15 protein-coding genes are annotated in these 16,566 nt (G+C 48.0%); 4 read left to right on the top strand and 11 right to left on the bottom strand.

The window, feature by feature from the left end; translation table 11 throughout:
- The first annotated feature begins 282 nt into the window (after window positions 1-282).
- The 4 genes from ACZ42E_RS01235 to ACZ42E_RS01220 all read left to right on the top strand — a co-directional run bounded on the left by ACZ42E_RS01235 (window position 283) and on the right by ACZ42E_RS01220 (window position 2,737).
- Entirely contained in the window at window positions 283-723 is a 441-nt protein-coding gene (locus ACZ42E_RS01235; RefSeq protein WP_464892649.1) for a hypothetical protein, read from the top strand.
- A 45-nt stretch (window positions 724-768) separates the two neighbouring features.
- The gene (locus ACZ42E_RS01230) at window positions 769-1,023 is read left to right on the top strand and encodes a hypothetical protein (protein ID WP_464892648.1); all 255 of its coding nucleotides are present in this window, start codon (window positions 769-771) and stop codon (window positions 1,021-1,023) included.
- A 2-nt stretch (window positions 1,024-1,025) separates the two neighbouring features.
- Complete coding sequence (locus tag ACZ42E_RS01225; RefSeq protein ID WP_464892647.1) at window positions 1,026-1,490, top strand: hypothetical protein; 465 nt, start codon at window positions 1,026-1,028, stop codon at window positions 1,488-1,490.
- Between the two features lie 182 nt (window positions 1,491-1,672).
- A complete protein-coding gene (locus ACZ42E_RS01220) occupies window positions 1,673-2,737 on the top strand; it encodes a putative CRISPR-associated protein (RefSeq protein ID WP_464892646.1) in 1,065 nt (354 codons plus the stop codon).
- Window positions 2,738-2,785: 48 nt separating this feature from the next.
- Here the strand turns inward: ACZ42E_RS01220 and cas6 are convergent, their stop codons facing one another.
- The 11 genes from cas6 to ACZ42E_RS01165 all read right to left on the bottom strand — a co-directional run bounded on the left by cas6 (window position 2,786) and on the right by ACZ42E_RS01165 (window position 15,883).
- Window positions 2,786-3,541 carry a CRISPR system precrRNA processing endoribonuclease RAMP protein Cas6 gene (gene cas6, locus ACZ42E_RS01215; RefSeq protein WP_464892645.1) on the bottom strand — a complete coding sequence of 252 codons (756 nt, stop codon included), beginning with the start codon at window positions 3,539-3,541 and terminating at the stop codon, window positions 2,786-2,788.
- Complete coding sequence (gene csm5, locus ACZ42E_RS01210; RefSeq protein ID WP_464892644.1) at window positions 3,541-4,773, bottom strand: type III-A CRISPR-associated RAMP protein Csm5; 1,233 nt, start codon at window positions 4,771-4,773, stop codon at window positions 3,541-3,543. The genes cas6 and csm5 overlap by 1 nt, the downstream gene beginning before the upstream one ends.
- Entirely contained in the window at window positions 4,763-5,764 is a 1,002-nt protein-coding gene (csm4, locus tag ACZ42E_RS01205; protein ID WP_464892643.1) for a type III-A CRISPR-associated RAMP protein Csm4, read from the bottom strand. The genes csm5 and csm4 overlap by 11 nt, the downstream gene beginning before the upstream one ends.
- Before the next feature lie 15 nt (window positions 5,765-5,779).
- Complete coding sequence (gene csm3 / locus ACZ42E_RS01200) at window positions 5,780-6,523, bottom strand: type III-A CRISPR-associated RAMP protein Csm3 (protein WP_464892642.1); 744 nt, start codon at window positions 6,521-6,523, stop codon at window positions 5,780-5,782.
- Window positions 6,520-6,978, bottom strand: a complete 459-nt coding sequence (gene csm2 / locus ACZ42E_RS01195; RefSeq protein WP_464892641.1) for a type III-A CRISPR-associated protein Csm2 — start codon at window positions 6,976-6,978, stop codon at window positions 6,520-6,522. The genes csm3 and csm2 overlap by 4 nt, the downstream gene beginning before the upstream one ends.
- A 72-nt stretch (window positions 6,979-7,050) precedes the next feature.
- The gene (gene cas10, locus ACZ42E_RS01190; RefSeq protein ID WP_464892640.1) at window positions 7,051-9,567 is read right to left on the bottom strand and encodes a type III-A CRISPR-associated protein Cas10/Csm1; all 2,517 of its coding nucleotides are present in this window, start codon (window positions 9,565-9,567) and stop codon (window positions 7,051-7,053) included.
- A 59-nt stretch (window positions 9,568-9,626) separates the two neighbouring features.
- On the bottom strand, window positions 9,627-9,896 hold the full coding sequence (locus ACZ42E_RS01185; protein WP_464892639.1) for a hypothetical protein: 270 nt from the start codon (window positions 9,894-9,896) through the stop codon (window positions 9,627-9,629).
- Between the two features lie 3 nt (window positions 9,897-9,899).
- Complete coding sequence (locus tag ACZ42E_RS01180; RefSeq protein ID WP_464892638.1) at window positions 9,900-11,660, bottom strand: dynamin family protein; 1,761 nt, start codon at window positions 11,658-11,660, stop codon at window positions 9,900-9,902.
- Between the two features lie 3 nt (window positions 11,661-11,663).
- Window positions 11,664-12,452 (bottom strand): hypothetical protein, encoded by a 789-nt coding sequence (locus ACZ42E_RS01175; protein WP_464892637.1) that lies wholly within the window; start codon window positions 12,450-12,452, stop codon window positions 11,664-11,666.
- Between the two features lie 39 nt (window positions 12,453-12,491).
- A complete protein-coding gene (locus ACZ42E_RS01170) occupies window positions 12,492-15,206 on the bottom strand; it encodes a dynamin family protein (protein WP_464892636.1) in 2,715 nt (904 codons plus the stop codon).
- A gap of 2 nt (window positions 15,207-15,208) precedes the next feature.
- Window positions 15,209-15,883, bottom strand: a complete 675-nt coding sequence (locus tag ACZ42E_RS01165) for a hypothetical protein (protein WP_464892635.1) — start codon at window positions 15,881-15,883, stop codon at window positions 15,209-15,211.
- Window positions 15,884-16,566: the final 683 nt, after the last annotated feature.

Genomic DNA, 16,566 nt, shown 5'->3' with positions numbered 1-16,566 from the left:
CCAGGGGACGGAAATTTCTCCATTACCTCTAGTTAAAGCTCTCATTAAATTTCCGTGATTCCAAATCCCACCCCCGCCAGGGGACGGAAAGTAACAACGAGCGTGCGATCGCCAAAACCATATAGATTCCAGATTCCACCCCCGCCAGGGGACGGAAACGCGGTATAAACTCCTGCAACTCTTTCTGAGGCAACGGCAGGATTCCAGATTCCACCCCCGCCAGGGGACGGAATACCCCTTATCAAACTGTTGCCCCCGGCAACAAAAAAGGAGGTGAAACTGGTGGCTCTTTCCAGAGAAGAGAGGAACATTCTGAAAGACCCGGTGGCAAAAAGATGGCTGATAGAAGCAGAGGAGCACTGGGAAAAGTACCTGCCGTCACAAACAAAGCAGCTTAAGGAACAGGGGAAATTCAAGGAAGAGATTCAGAAGAGGGTTATTAAAGCGCTCAAGCAGAAAGAAATGATAGAAGAGAGGCTGAACCAGAGCAGAGACATAGTGGAAGAGAAAGACCCGCATAAGAAACAGGGGATGATGAACATGAACGCCCTGATAGCGGAGGAAGAAGCAGCCAGAATGTATCTGTTTCCAGAGCCGGAAATAAGCGAAGAAGAAGAGGAAGTGAGCTGGGCAGTGAAGGAGATGTATCAGAGGTATCTGGAAATGGTAAGCATACAAAGGGAAATAGCGGAAGTGATAGCCAAAATAAATAAGATGAAATAGTTCCAAATGCTCTCAAACCCCTGCGCCACAGGTAACAGAAAAATTATGTCGTCCGGGATAGTTTCCCGCTTTTTTTGTGCCGTAAAAAATCAATATGCCAGGCATGATAAAAATTTTTTAAAAAATCCCTGGACAAAATTATCCATAAGTGATATATTAGAAAAGCCGCCTGCAGTCTTCAAACTCCATAAAAAGGTTGTTTTAGCTTCAGCAGCCTGCCGTCCGACCAGCCTGCTGAAGGTGAGTTTTATCCTGAAAAGGAGTGATGAAAGCTGGAAGAAAAACCTGACAACCTCATAGTTTTGACGGCGAACAAAAGCAATTTTGACGAACAGCCCGGTCCTATCTGGGGCAAGTACCGCTACTACCGCTGCAGGGCATGTGGCAATACCCGCCTCTTCGCTGGAGAAGCCACTATAAAAGCTACTTTTCTTACCAACACGCTTTCTCCTTTCATCTACGACGTCATGGAATACATCCTCAAAGAAGACAAATCCACCTTTAAAATCACCAAATGCGCCTTATGTTCATCAACTGACATAGAATATGAAGAAATAAAATACACCCCCTTCGACGAATTCTGCTGCCCCTTTGACAGATGCGCAAGCGCCAACAAAGATTTCCTTAACCCCAACACCAGGGATCCTCATCCTTCAGAAGCCGAAATACCCGCACCACCAGCAGCACCTGCTAAAAAACATCCCCTTACCGAAAATGAAGAACAATTCAACGTATGGGGCAGAGAATGCAAAATAAGGGTTGAATAAACATAGTTTTCAGCTTTTTCGCGCCTGCTGGCTTAAAGAGCTGCCATCTGGCATTTTTCTGGCGGAAAAAAGCTCCCTTTTTCCGCCTTCTTCTTTCTGCTGGCAAAAAATTAAAAAATAAAGCAGGTTTTTGCCCTATCCCCAGCCAATAATAAAAGTTGTAAAAAAACTTTGCAGAAAGGATGGATAAAAACTTGCGCCGGATATTATGCACGGTAGGCACTTCCCTCCTTACCAACCTGCGCCGCAGTGGAGGCCAAAACAGCAATATAAGCGATTTGCTGTCTTTCATTCAGAGACAGGGAGACAGGCTGGCTTCCGCGGAAACCAATTCCCTGAGCCGCATCATAGACACAGGAGATGAGATATGCCTCCTTTATTCCCATACCGAGGAAGGAAGGATTTGCGCGGAAGCACTGCAGCAGTATTATAACAGCCAGGGAATAAAAGCCGAAATAAAAGAAATCGCTTCCCTCAATTATGCGCACCATACTTTCGCTTCTGAAGGCTTAAAATCATTGATAAACAGCCTGATTTATGAAATCCGTATATCCCGCCTGCGGAATCTGGAACCGGTAATAAACGCCACGGGAGGCTTTAAGGCAGAAATAGCCTATGCTACCCTGGTAGGCCTCATTTTCAAGGTACAGGTTTATTACATACATGAGGTGTTCCAGGATATAATCATCATGCCTCCCCTGCCGGTAGACTGGGATGCTTGCCTTTTCGTCGAAAATGAGGATTTTTTTGACTGGATAAGCAAAGATTTCCGCACCAGAGAAAGAGTCATAAATCGCCTGCAGGGTTTGCCGGAAGAGATAAACCTCTTCCTGGAAGAATATGATGAAAGGTATATCACCCTGTCAGCAGCCGGCACCGTTTACTATGAAGCCTTCTGCGACCTGCGCAGGCAAGCAGCTGATATAGTTATGATTTCGCGGCAGGCAGAATCCTATTATAACCAGCTCGACTCCACAGTAAAGGACCGTTTTGACATGCTCATAAAAAGGCTTACCATCGACCAGGTCAGGAAATCCCAGGTGCGCCGCATCGACAACGCTGAATGCGTTGATTACCCGGCAAGCCGCCCTACCAAAGAAAGGATTTTCTTTTATGACGACGGGGAAAAAATATATATATGCGAACTGGCAAGACACGGGGACAATTATGAAAACCTGCTGCGCAAAGGGGTAAAAAAAGATGATTACCGTGAATTCCGGGAAATGAAGGTTTTTAAAATAAGCTAAAAAGGCAAAAGGCTGCCTTCCTCAGCAGCCTTTTACCTTTTTGCTTTTTTACCTTTCTACCTTTACCCCTCCCATCCCCAGGGAAGTCTTTATCCCCAGCCCAGCAAAAAAAGCATAGTCCAGAAGCATGTTAAAGAGAGAAACCATGGGGGAGGGAGCTGAAATCCTGATGCTGAGGCTCCCCCTGAAAGCCGGTATGGACACTTTCTCCAGCGGGAAATACCTGGTTTCCAGCTTATAGCGGCTTATGAAGCTATGTTTCGCAAGGAGCCCCGGCAGGTTATCCTCCACCAGCGAAACCTGGTCAGCAAAGCGGTTCCACCGGTTTATCAGGCTCTGATAAATCCAGGGCAGCTGGGGGAATATCTGATAACGCTCTTCAGAACGGAACGCGGTCGGGGTTATAAAATGCACATGCAAATTTCTGGCTGGCTCTGCGTTCAGATAATGAAAATCCGCCAGCTCCTTATAAGACTTGAATCCAGCTGCCAGCTTTGCCTTTTCCACGGCAAAAACCGCTTTTTTGTGGTATATAGAGACTTCAAAAACCCTGCCTTCCAGGAACGGTTCCACCAGGTGCTCAAAAGCACGCGCGTCAAGGGTGGACAGGTGCCATACCGCCTTATCCTCCCTTCTTTCAATATACTGGCTGAAAGGCTTCAATTCTGAGCGGTGCAGCGATTCAGCATATTCTGCCCCTGCCCTCTCCATAAGCCAGCCGTGAAAAAGCGAACCCATCTGGTAGGAAGGCAGTTTTTCCCCGTTTTCTGCCCCCAGGGGTATCTCAATATGGGCAAGCTGCATTATATATTTACCTCCTCAATTATCTCCACCCGGCAGAGGCCGCTTACATAATACCTGTTCCTGTAGTAGGCAAGCTTAAGGGTGCGGGGGGAAACCTCCCTGTCAAGGTTCTGGTGCTTATGCCCGGGAAACTGGTAGTGCAGGATAGCGCGGGTAACCTCCAGAGGCTTTCCTGCCAGAACCGGCACCAGGGTTTTGGTGTTAAATCCGGCCTGCCCTCCCAGTATCAGGTTCGGCTTTATCCTCTCGTCACAGGAGAAGCGGTAATTAAGATTTTCCTCCCTGGCTTTTTTCTTAAACACACTATCCCCCAGCAGGGAAGGTATCCTCTTTTCCTGCCAGTCAAGCACCTTTTTAAACCCTTCAGCTGTCCCCAGGAAATCCAGCTGGCTATCCTTAAGGTAAGAGGTATCAAGGGTAATCGTAAAATATGTTTTAATCCCCGGTTTCAAATACTCCAGATAAAGGGGAAGCTTTTTCAAGCAAGAACCGTTTTTCCTTTCGGTAGAAAGCCGCAGGGTGCGGGTTATAAAAAGATCTTCCACATCCATAACAGTGCTGTCGCTTACCCTGAAAAAGCGGAAAGCATCTTTAAGGGAATCGTTTTTTACTCTGTCATTCCTTACCTTTGGTGAGCAGCTGGCTGCCGCCCTATTTATTTTCTTTTTATTCTCTGTATCTTTTAACGGATTATAGTCTTTTTTATTTTTACCATCTTTTCCTTTAGTGTCTTTTTTGCTTTCAATATTATATTTTAGCAAATTATCTTCAAATTCTTTCCAGTCTTTATTTTTTTCAAATCCATTTTCATTGATATATGAAACTATCATATTGCGCAGGCTTCCTTTAATGCTGCTTCCCGGTATGTAAGGCATGTTAATGCCGTTCCTTATAAAACATTTAACATCATTGAGATCCGAAACATCGCTGTCAGCTTCTATTCCTGCTTTTTCTGAAGCCAGCTTTGAAAAATCTTTTATCCTATTTTCTTCCAGCCACCTGCTCAGGTGTATTCCCTCTGCTTCCGCAGCTTCTTTTACATACTCCGCATAGCTGTCCAGCAGCCCTTCTTCCAGGAGAAATTTTACAAATTTAGCCTCATCCAGAAAATACACCTGTTTATTCCGTTCATCATAAATATACTGGCTGCGGTTGAGGCTGGCTTCTCTTCCTCCCCCTATAAAAACAGGGGTTAAAACTTTTAAAGCTGCCCGGTAAACCTTAAGAGACATCAAAATCAACCCCTAACATCAAGGACTTGCCGTAGCGGTAAACCGGATGCCGCCCTTTTAAAGACACATCAGGAATGTCGCCCTTAAGCCTTTCGGGGAAGACTGAGCCGCTTCCCAGCATAACAAGAGGCTTTCTCTTCACACAAGTGTCGCTGTAAGCTGTAGACTGGACAAATCCTTCCCTCCTTACCAGCCGGTAGAAAGATTTATCCAGAGGGAACCCCGCAAGTTCATCTTTTGCTGGATATATTACCGAAAGGCTCATATAATAGGCTGCTTTATCACGCGCCAGCATCCTATACAGGCTTCGGTCACAATCAGTCAGGCAGCACTCTTCATCCATGATATAATAATCATCCTCCAGCTCAAAAATCCCCAGCCCGGAAGTCCTTTTGCCCCCCAAACCCGAATAGCCAAGATAGCCTACCAGTTCCTGCAGCCATCTGGCTCTTTCTTCACTATCCGCCCCTAGGATAAAATAAAGGCCTGCCTGCGGATAAAAGCTGAAAGTCCCTATATAATAAGGCTGGGGCTTTTCCTGATAATTAAGCGCCACCCTTACCCGCAGCTCCCCTGCCCCCAGCTCCTGCCTCCATCCCTCATCATCCGGCAATTCCTCTCTCTTCCCGGCAATAAAATCCAGGTATCCATCAAGGCTTCTGGCTGGTATCCAGCTGATTTTTTTCATGCGCTTGCGGTTTTTAATGTCGCTCTTTCCCGGAGCTTCCGGGAAAAGCGGACGCGGTACATAAAGGGTTTCTTCATAATAAGGCATAAGGTCCGATATGAGAAAATTTCCCTCCCTGGCCGGCAGGTACAGCATCTCATAAGCCGCCTGTTCCCCATAAAGCCGGCAGGCCTCCATATACAGAGCGGAAAAAAAGGTATCCGCATGGCAGGCCATCTCTGCCTTTTCCAGCCCCAGGGAAGGGATATCAGCCCCAAAATGAACCGGGGTTTTAAACTTCAGTTTGAAATAGCTGAAAAACATAGTCTTTCTCTCCCCTTAAGCCGGCTTTTCCTGTTCTTTTATGATGCCTGCCTTGTTTAGTTCATCCTCCAGTCGCCTGATTAAGCCATTATCCTCAAAAGCTACCGCCTCCAGCCTGAATTTTTGGAAAGCAATCCTGCCATTGCCCCGGCTTCCGCCTCCGCCCAGGTAATCATACTGCAGAAGTTTTAATCCGTTTGCTATGTTTTTGAAATCTTCCTCTATCTCATCCCTTTTCTCTATGTTGTAAATAAGCACAAAGTCAAACTTAGCCCCTGCCGGCACCCTTTCCATCTGCCGGGGCTTGGCCTCTCCGGTTATCCGGTTTATAGTGTTTTCAAATTTTATCTCTGTAAGATAAAGGTCGGTCTCCATATTCTTTATCTTCTCGACACTGGACTTCTTCATGAAAATATCCGGAAACTGCAGGCGGGAGGCAATGAGCTGCCGGCTGCTTTCCCCTTTGCCGCCTCCAGAGCTTTTTTCACCGCCAAAAAGCCTTTTTAGAAAGTCCGGTTCCTCTTTCAGTTCCAAAAAAGGCCCTCCTTCCGCATGGCGCGCCAGGAGGTTTCTCATCTTGCCCTTTACCGAACTGCCGGGAATAATAGGCTCCTTGGTCAGGGGATCCCTGATGACTATGCTGTCTACTGCCCCAATGCCGGCAAACTCTTTGGAACCTCCTATATGCAGCCCGGTAAGCAGGATAAGGTCAGCCCGCACAACTATTTTTCCCATCAGCTTCTGCATGTAGCCCATCATTCTCCGCCTCCCTTGAATTTGTGAAACGCGGTAATCGCTTCCATAAGCCGGCAGAATTTTTCAAATTCCCCGGCACTATCTCCTATACCGCGGATATAGCCCTTTAAATTGTTATAAAAAATTTCCATTTTTTCTGCTTTACTATTTTTAGAACCAGACTGCCCTTTTTCCCTTCCCACCTGATACAGCAGCTTTATTTCCAGGAGCTTTACTTCCTGCACCAGCTCCTCCGGCAAAGTGGCTGGCCTTTGCCCTGTCCTGGCAATCTCCTCATTTTTGTAGATTTTGTACCTGTTCTCCAGCTTGTTCACGGCAGCCAGGAATTTTCTTATCTGGGAGGTCGTTATCAACAAAACTTTTTCTTCCTGTTTGGTTTTTTCATTCTTTTTTTTGCCAAACATATCATCAACAATCCGCTCCGCTTCCCTTATAATATCTATCTGCACATCAGGCATCTTTCACTGACCCTCCTCTTTATTTCTGATATAAGCCGGCATCTTTCAGTCGCTGTGCAAATGCCGGGAAGTTTAGTTGTCCTCCGCACGGTTTATGTAAATAAGCAGGTTCAGGGCCATTATGAGCTGCTTCCTGTGCCGCGAATCCGTAGCCCAGGCATAAATCTTCCTTCTCAGCTCCTCAAGGGCCGTTCTGCTCTGCTCTCCCGCCCCTGCCGGCACTTCCAGCCTTGCCAGCACATAGACAAGCCGCGCCAGGTTTATGCGCCCCCTGTCATCATCTGTTTCCGACAGAAGGTAAAGCAAGCGGTAAAGCATGCTCATGCTGCCAGGCACCTTGCCTGCTGGAAGAGGTGTTTTTTCCAGGTGCAGGACTTTTTTCAAAAAAAGGTATTTTTCATTGAGTACTCCTTCCCGGAATTCCTCCCAGCTGTAAACCTGGTCTTTTTCCGGATGCAGTTCATCAAGCCCAAATAGAGCCAGCGCGTTCTTTTCTTTTCCCCTGCTGTCCCGGTACTCCTTGGCTCGCTTTTCCAGCTCCCCGGTAAGGTAAGCCATCTGGGAAATGGGAAAGCCCGGTTTAAAAAGGCCTATGCCGGCTGAAAGGGAAAGCCTTTCTCCGGTATAGCGCCTGAAAGCCCCGTCAATGTCAAGCGCCAGGTCTATAACCTCATTCCAGGCTCCTACGATAAAAAGATCATCACCTCCTGCATATACAATAGCCAGATGGGGATTTTCCTTTCTTTCATCGCTTAAATAGACAGAAGAAAAGGTTCCTTTCCTCTGGCATATAAAATTAATATAATACTTGAAAAAGAGGGAAAGCTGCCTGGACATAGTCGCCAGCCGGCTGAGGGTAAAAAACCTATAGGGATCTGCCTCCCCTTCCTGCTTTAGCCCTTCCACAAAAATGCTTCCCAGGTTGTCTACATCAGCGCGCAAAACCCCAATTCGCTTTATTCCCTGGCTTGCCTGAGCCAGTTCTTCAAAATCTATATACCCCTCTTCTTTCTTCTCCGGTTCCCGGCTGTAGTTGCCGTTCCACAGGTTGGTAGCGAAATTCACCCCGGTATAAAGCCTGTTTATGGAATATATGCGGACGGGGAGCTTGCCTTTTTCCATTTCTTTTTTGAGTTCCTCCTCTTTCCGGAAAACCAGGTAAGCCTGTTCCCCCTTCAGGGAAGGTATTTCCAGATAGTCTTCCCGGCCAGAGAGAGGACTTTCATAAGTTACCGCGATAAGCAGGCTATCTTTTTCCCTTCCCATCCTGCCGCCAATATTGCGCAGAGTCAGGCAGTTCTGGCATATAACGCTTTCGGGATTTACCGGGTCATTTGCCAGGCGGCTGCTGGAAGTCCTGCATATGGGACATTCCCTCTCCGCGTCAATCTCCGGGGAAGAAAAAAATATCTCTTCTACAAGGCTTCCCTGATACCTTCTCAGTTTGCCCAAATTGGCCGCATAAGCCAGTTTCTCAAAGCTTTTGCGCACAGTATTCTCCTCTTCTCCGGCCTGGTTGGCCAGCATATTTCCGCTTACCGGGACAGACGCTATTTCAATATACAGGGCAGTCGAATAATATTTAAAAAGCCAGCGGTTAAACCTTTCGCGGGCTTTCTCAACCGCTTCCCTCGCCTTTCGCGTATTGGGTAGAAGAAGCCTGAAATGTCCGCCTCCGCTGTAAAGCAGGTTGGCACGGGAAAGGCTCAGTTCCTCCAGTATCTCATCCGCCATATGTTCACACATGAGATCCAGGTAAAAAGAACGGGCCCGCAAAGACTTAAGGGCTCCTCTGGAAGAAATCGTGTAGATAAAATCCTGGATGCCTGAAAGGTCAGCCAGAACCAGCATAAAAGCCGGCTCCCCAAGAAACTGCCGCCTTTTTTCCTCATTAAGAAAAATAGCTTTATAGTTTCTCTCCCCTTTTTCCTCCAGGTAGAGATATATAGAAGCTGCCACCGCGGCAGTTATCTTTACATGGTCAAAAAGCGAGATATCCGGCACCTCCGTCAAATCAGTGCTGGAAGGGATAAAGCTGGCTACCGCTTCCATAACCTTGAGCACCGAATTGGGAGATTCCAGCCGATAATTTATCTTTTTCAAATTTTCCTCCAGGTATCTTTGCCAGGCTGCATAATCCCCGGGGGTTAAAGAACACCCTTCCCGCGGAAAAGGTATGCCGTCTTCCGGGCGCAGGGTTAAAGCCGGATAGGCCAAATTGCCTTTTCTCTCTCCACCAACCAGGTTAAAAACGCTCTGCAAGGCAAGATGGTGGTTGAATTCCCTGCGTTTGTCCTCCCTGTCATCTTCCCTTCGCCGGTCCAGGGCTGAAGCGATATTATCCGCCTCACATACTATATAGGCAGGATGGGAATCAGAAAGCTTAGCGCCGCGCAGGGCATCAATATGGTGGTATCTTATTATTTCCGCCACCTGTTTCCTGTCAGGTATTTCTACATTCTCTTCTTCTATAAAATCAGCTCCCCATTTGCTGTGGGAAACAAAGCGGATATTATCTGCGCGAAACATAATTTTGCCGATATCATGCAGAAGGCTTCCTAAAACAATCGTATTCAGCATGTCTGGCATATCTATTCCCCTTTGCGCGTTTTTAGAAAAATTCTCCAGAAACCGTGTTTTCCCTCCTTTTATCCGCAAGCAGCCCTTTTATCACCCACCCCTTCCCGCTCCAAGCTGAGGTTCTTCTCCAGCACATAGGCAAGCGGTATTCTGGGCCACTTAAAATCCTGCAGCCGTTTTTCCAGAAGGTTTAAAGCCTCCATAAATTCATCTATCCTGTACTCCGGCATATACAGCTGGCAAAAACTCTCCTCAATAAGGTTTTGCCGCACATATTCCCCTATTTCTGTCCTTTTCGCCTCCACTGCCTTTTCGTAATCCCGTACCACCTCCTCCATCTTTTACCGTACGTTGCTTTTCAGCTTGTTGCGGAAATAATCCGGGTAAACAGCCAGAATAACTTTGCGATAAGCTCCGCCAACCAGTAAGCCTCCCAGAATCCCCAGAGCTATTGGAGCCAGCAAAGCGATGAGTATCGTGCTTACAATTCCTGCCATCCAGCCCATTTCTCCCAAACCTATGTTCCCCAGCCCATTTATACTCCCGCTGCTTTTTTCTACAGTAATTTTTTCCGCAATCAAATTATCAAACAACATCCTTTCCATCTTTCTCCCATCGGAAAAGATGTAATAATCCCCATTTTCTCCTAAATAAGAATTCAGCTTTTCCAGCAGACCTTTTTCCAGCTCTTTTCCCCAGGCCTCAATCTCTTCTGAATTGATTATGTATTCTTCAACATAAGACTGCAGGTATGCGTCGCTTTCCTCAAAAACCTGTTTTGGCATATGGTCGATTCTGGCGTTTATTTCAGCCATAAAGCTCTCCAGGCTGCTCTTTATGTAAAGATTTATCTCTTCTCCCAGCACAGCAAGGCTTGCCTTGAGCCTTTCCTCTTTCTTCTCCTTTTCTTTTCTCCTGCCTGCCAGCTCTTCCCGGCATTCCGCTATAAAACCCCTCAGCTCTTCCAGATATCTCAGGTAGGCGTCCTCAGCCTTCTCTCTCTTCAGCTCCCGCAGCCGGGAAATAAAATGGTTATTAACCGCTTCCTCCAGCAGGTTATAGCCGCTTTCCGCCATTTTCAAACTATCCTTTTCCTGCAGCCCTTCCCAGGCTTTCCTGGCTGAAAACGGCACTATACAGCAGAAATAGCCTCCAAAAAGCCGGTAAGCCTCCTTAAGCACCCTGTCCCTCTCTTCTTCCTTTACCATGTCAATCTTATTGAGGACCCCTATAATATTTCCCGTTTTCCTGCCCTTCGCCCCCAGCGCTTCATCCAGTTCTTTCATCAGTTCACCGGTTTTGCCTGAGGAAATCCTGGTAGCGTCCAGAAGCCACAGCACCCCGTCAGAACGGTAATAATAATCCAGGGCAGTCACGCGCATGTCCCGGTTTTCATGGAGCCCTTCCTGGTAAAGCCCCGGAGTGTCAACTATATCAAAAACCCTGGTGTACTTCCCATAGTCCACTTTCCACCTGGCTTCCAGGACCGGTGATCTGTAAAGCATTTTCTCCTTGAGGTATTTCTCAATCTCTTCCCTGTCCGCCCTTCTCAGCTTTTCCCCCTTAAGCTGCCAGAACCTCTGTTCAGCCTCCTTAAGCTTTTCCCGCACCAGCCTGCGGGAAGCCTCATATTTCTCTTCCTCCTCCTCTATCAGCCTTTCCGCTTCCTCCCGGGACATAGACTTTACGCTGCCATCGCTGAACTTTATCAGCACTTCCCCTTCTTCCTGCCAGGCAGTAAAAACATCTATTTTCCAGGTTTTGGGCAAAAAATCCACCCTGGCCTCCTCCCGTCCCAGAAGCACGTTAACCAGCGAAGACTTGCCGTACTTGCCGTTTCCCATTACAAAAAGTATAAAAGGCTGCCGAAACCTTTCCGCTACCTGCCTTATATCCAGCATTATGCTGAGCATCCTGGCTTCCAGCCGCTTAAGATAAGCGCTCTTGCTGGCGGGGAACATGATATTGAGCTGGTTTAAAAAGTCCTGCACAGCCAGGGCATGTCCTTTTATCTCTTCATAAACAAAATCCTCTTCCATCTCTTCTGCCTTCTGGCATAAAAGCCGGTATACATGCCAGGCTTTGGCTGCTGCCCTGCTCACAGCTTACCCCCCTTTCCCCACCAGCTGCCAGACCAGCCAGACAATAATAAATCCTGCCGCCCCTGCCCCTGCCAGCATTATCTTCTGCAGCCCGGAATAAAGCCTTTTATTTATATCCTGCAGTTCCTGCTTAAGGCTGGCCAGCTCCTCTTCCCGCCTCCTGAGTTCCGCATAGACGGCCTTTACCTCCTGTTCCAGCCGGTATTCCCTTTCCGCTTGCTCGCCGTACGCCTTCACAACCGCCTCCTGCGCCCTGGCAAACTCTTCTTTAATCTCTTTTAACGCATTTTTAAGCTCTTTCTTATACTCCAGCTCCCCCCTGGCCGCATAATCCCGCACAGCTTCCACATCCGCCTTTACCTGGCTTATCTCGGCAAATGCCCCCCGGGATAAAGCCCTCAAAGTCGCGATTTCCTCTTTAAGATTCAAATTTTCCCCTATCAGCTCATTAACCTTACTTTCCCAGCCCTTGAAAAGCTGGTTAAACTTCCAGAGCACCTCTTCACCCTTTTTCCTTATTTCCTCAGGATAATTTCTCCACTCCACACCTGCCAGCTTTGCACAAAAATCCTTGAGCTCTTTTCTCATCTCCTCATCCAGCAGAACCCCGGAAATCCTGACCGCGTCTTCCAGAAGTATTTCCAACTGTTTGCAGCGCTCCTTGAGCACCTCTCCCCATTCCTGCACCAGTTCCCCGAAAGCCGGCACCAGGGATTCCCTGGCCACTTCCTCTCCCAGCTCCCGTATCAGCTCCTTAAACTCCTGAAGCAAATCCTGTTCTGCTGTATTCATCCCATCTCTCCCCATCCATCAAAAATGTAGCCGCGTATATTACAGGTACTCCCCTGGATTAACCAGGGATAAAGAAAAGGAAATGCCGTATCCCTTCTTAAGGTTTTCCGCAAAAAGCTCCAGCTCTTCGATATAGCTGCACACCTCTTTTTTGAATTCAGCAACCTCCTTCGGAGTAAAGCGGTCAACCAGCGAAGCAGTCAGCTCACTCACAATATTTTCAATTATCACCTCAGAAGCTTCGTCAATCCTGGGCAGCACCCTGGCCTCAACTTCTTCCAGCAAAGCCTTTTTCAGCTTGCCTTCATCCACTCTGGCAGACAGCGCTACCGAAGAAGGTGAAGAAGAATTCTCCAGATAACCCTTTGCCCCCCATATAAGGGCTCCCAGCGGCACGGTCAGCAGTACAGTCGGGAAAAGGGTAAGAGCGGTAAAAGCAGCCAGTACAGCACCCGCTAACCCGCCTATTATTCCACCCAGGACAATCTTCTCTTTCAGGGACTCCACATCTACAAAATTCTTATTCTGTGTATAAACCACAAACCTGTCCAGTCCCACCCCGGCAAAAAAATCTCCCCATTCCAGGACTATATCTTCCAGCACGCTCTCTGTTTTATCTTTCCATAATTCTTTGACCCTGGCCTCCAGCTCCTTGCTGGTTTCATCCCACCACCTGCCAACTATCTGGCTTACAACCCCCCTGATCTCTCCTTCCCGCCGGCACCTTGAAAGCCGCTCCTTTTCCCCTGCCGTCAAAAAGCCGGGATTTTGCCCATCCCCATAAATCCTGGCCTTAAGCCATTCCCGCACTTCATAAATTACCTCTTTCTTCAAAGCCTTAAGCCTTTCTTTCTGCCTTTCAAGCATAGCCCCCATATTTTCCAGATAATCGTGCAGATAACCCCTGTGCAGGCTGTACTCCCTGCTCCACAGCTCCTGCAGGGACAGGATCAGAGCCTCTTCCTTTATCTCCTCCGCCTTTTTCTCCAGCTTTTCATGCAGATAATCTATAAAAGGAACTATCCCGCTCTCTTCAAACATGCCCTCATCATCCGACAGCAGCGCCTCCCAGGCTTTGCCTGCTGAAAAGGCAAAAACGTCATCTACCTTTAAATCCTCAAAGTAAAAGCCGTAGCTGTCATTTACATATTCAATAACCCGCTCCCGGTTTTCTTCCCCTACCTCATCAAGGCGGTTTACAGCCAGCACCACCGGCTTATTGCTGGCAATGGCCTCCAGAAACTTTTCCTTAACCCCCAGATCCCCCAGGCTGCTGGCATTAAAAACCCATACCAGTACATCCGAAGCCATTATATAATCAAGCGTGGTATTCTCATTTTCCTTATTCAGAGTAGCCAGGCCCGGCGTATCAACCAGCCGCAAGCCTGTCAGATTGGCCAGCGGATATCCTACCCTTATACAGCGGCAATCAGCAGCAAAGCCCGCTTCCCGCCCTGCAAACAGTTCCTTTATCTCCTCCAGGGCAACTTCATACTTCGTGCCGTCCTTTTTATGCACCTCAGCATGCGGACGCAGGGCATAATCTATTTCCAGTACCGCCGCTGTGCACTCCAGCACATCAACCGGGGAAACTTCCCCTCCCGCCAGCACATTAATAAGCGTAGACTTGCCTGCCTTCACCTCTCCCACAAAAACCAGGAACAAAGGATTGTAAATGCCCTCAAGGACCAGGCTTATATCCCTCTCCGCCCTTTCAAGGAGCGGCATAAAACTTGCTCCCCCCGGAAATTCACCTGCGCGCCGCAGGGGAGAGGCAGCCATCATCTCCATAAACTGCCGGCCTGCAAAATGCAGGCCTTCCCTTAAATCTTCCCTTCGCAAGCTGTCATCCCCCATCCTGTTGCTGTTTTCTTCCATCCTGTCCGGATAAAGCAGTATCATAACCAGAATCATAGTCAAAACCTGGTAATCAAAGCTTTTCTTTTTGCTCCTGTACCCGCCTGCCGCAATGGCTGCTATCAGCACAGGGGCCAGGGGCCCGATAAGCCAGCTCAAGCCGGTAGTCAAGCCCGTATAAAAAGCAAAAGGCAGAGTGATTCCCAGCAGGGTAGTGAAAAAAGCATGCACCACCGTCGTAAGAGCCAGATAAGCACCGAAACCAGCTGCCTGCACACCACCGATAACCAGAGCCCCTTTAGTTCCTCTTCGCAGAGCTTCTAAAAGCGCTTCCCCGCTCAAAGCATCCAGCCGCCAGGCTTTAATGACCGCTTCCTTTTCCTCTCTGCTCAGCTTTTCCAGATTCTGCCCCAGCGCGTCCAGAAACTTCGCTTCCTGTTCCGGACTGAGCCTTCCCTGCATCTCCTCTATCCGCTTCATAAAATCTTCCAAAAATTTTTCCAGCAGCCTGTCAATCAATTCTTCAGTCCTCATGCCATAAAACTCGCTCCTGCTTCCCTCATAAAAAACAAGCAGCCGCAGCAGCAGCTCTCTTTCCCTCTGTTCTGGCTCTCCATTTGCTGTTATCCCGGCTCTGCGGCACAGCAAAAGCCACAGGTTTTCTTCCAGCATCCCGCGCGGCAGTTCCTCCAGCTGCACCGCTTTTTTTCTTACATTTTCCCCTATTTTCAGCATCAACTGCCCTTTTTGACTGCTGCTCCCTGTAAGGCCCCAAAAATCTCTAACCCCCTGTATGGCTGTTTCCGGTAAAGAAACATCCTCCAGCCAGGCTGCGCAGTATGCCAGCTGGGAAGCCGGCAAAGCGGAAATCTTCTCCCTGATAATCCCCTTTCCCAACCTCAGCTCACCACTCCCCAGCCAAAATTCTTCCGTGCGAACTCCTTCGCCTTCCCCGCATCATCCGCAAAAGCCATTACCAGTATATCCTTCCCCACCTTAAAAGCATAAAGGCTGTTGCCTATCAGCCACATGTCATCATCCACAAAAGTGCCAGAAATCAAAGTCCCTGCGCTAAAAAGGCCCGGAATGCCAAAAACTACGCTCTTATCGCCGTCTATAAGCGCGTCCTTGGCCAGATGCAGGCCAATCCCGAAAGCCCCGCAGGAGGCTATTACTGCCATCACCTTGCCAAAAAGCTGAGAAGCCTCATTTTTATCCCGCCACACCTTATAGGCTGCGAAAAACTCCCGCAAAGCCCAGGCTCCCAGTGCGCTGTGAAAAAGAAAAAAGCGGTGCATGCCTATTCCCAGAAGGGGAATGTCCTTATCCGGCAAACGGAAAGAATAGTAAAGCGATACTGCAGAAGCTGGCACCAGGATGCCTGCGCTGACTACCATCCTGATATTATCCGGTAGCCCATCCCAAATCCTTCGCAAGCGGAAATTCCCTTTAAATTTTCGCTCCTGCCCCCCGCTTTCCCCAGCCTCCCCTGGCTGTGGCAGCACATCAAAAGGATAAGCGCCCCCGCTTCGCCTCTTTTCTTCTGCCTCCTTTTCTTCCCTCCTCTTCTTCAAAAAATTGCTTTTAAACCTTCCAGCGCTCCAGCTAATACCATATCCCTCCCTGCAGGCAAAATCTGCCCTGGCAAAATTAAAATCCTTTCATCTCAAAAAGCCTGTAAAATACAGTTTCAGATCTTCCATCAGGCATGCCCCGCCGCATTCAGCATCCCGGCCATCTGCCCTGAAAGACAAAATTTAGCCTTCCTGTCCCCCTCTCCCGAAGCTACAAAATATTAAAAATTCTTCCTTTTTCTTACCTTTTCGCCCTTTTATATTTAAAATTATTATAAACCAGGTACCCAGCCCCGGAATATCGAAAAAAATCGTTTCGTTCAGCCTCTCCTTTTTCAGCAAATGCCAGCTCGCATCTTAAAACCTTCTCCTTTTCTTAACCCCCCTCCCCTTAAAAAGCCAAAAAGCCTGCCCGGTCTTATCCAGGCAGGCTGCATGTTTTTATTACGCCACAAGCTGTTTAACCCTTTATTTAAAAAGCTGTCTTTACCAGGCAGCATCTCACAACCGCTTTTTTAAAAGAAACCTTGCAGCAAAGGGTCATGCAGGCCATGCAGGAAGAAAAACTTGAGCTGCAGCTTCTTTGAGAATACATAAAAGACCGGGAACAGCCTGTCAGAGAAAGCGGCAAAGAAAAAGAAGCAGTGCAAAAACTCTGCTTAAAAAAATCTTTAAGCTATCCT

The sequence above is a fragment of the Thermosyntropha tengcongensis genome (assembly GCF_055381335.1).
Note: the sequence above shows the minus strand (reverse complement) of the source record. Positions and strands in the feature narration are given on the sequence as shown.

Excerpts from the sequence above, each read along its gene's own strand:
- ACZ42E_RS01175 (WP_464892637.1), bottom strand. The coding sequence starts at position 12,452 with ATGAATACAGCAGAACAGGATTTGCTTCAGGAGTTTAAGGAGCTGATA.
- csm4 (WP_464892643.1), bottom strand. The coding sequence starts at position 5,764 with ATGTTTTTCAGCTATTTCAAACTGAAGTTTAAAACCCCGGTTCATTTT.
- cas10 (WP_464892640.1), bottom strand. The coding sequence starts at position 9,567 with ATGCCAGACATGCTGAATACGATTGTTTTAGGAAGCCTTCTGCATGAT.
- csm3 (WP_464892642.1), bottom strand. The coding sequence starts at position 6,523 with ATGATGGGCTACATGCAGAAGCTGATGGGAAAAATAGTTGTGCGGGCT.
- csm5 (WP_464892644.1), bottom strand. The coding sequence starts at position 4,773 with ATGTCTCTTAAGGTTTACCGGGCAGCTTTAAAAGTTTTAACCCCTGTT.
- ACZ42E_RS01220 (WP_464892646.1), top strand. The coding sequence starts at position 1,673 with ATGGATAAAAACTTGCGCCGGATATTATGCACGGTAGGCACTTCCCTC.
- csm2 (WP_464892641.1), bottom strand. The coding sequence starts at position 6,978 with ATGCCTGATGTGCAGATAGATATTATAAGGGAAGCGGAGCGGATTGTT.
- ACZ42E_RS01230 (WP_464892648.1), top strand. The coding sequence starts at position 769 with ATGTCGTCCGGGATAGTTTCCCGCTTTTTTTGTGCCGTAAAAAATCAA.
- ACZ42E_RS01185 (WP_464892639.1), bottom strand. The coding sequence starts at position 9,896 with ATGGAGGAGGTGGTACGGGATTACGAAAAGGCAGTGGAGGCGAAAAGG.
- cas6 (WP_464892645.1), bottom strand. The coding sequence starts at position 3,541 with ATGCAGCTTGCCCATATTGAGATACCCCTGGGGGCAGAAAACGGGGAA.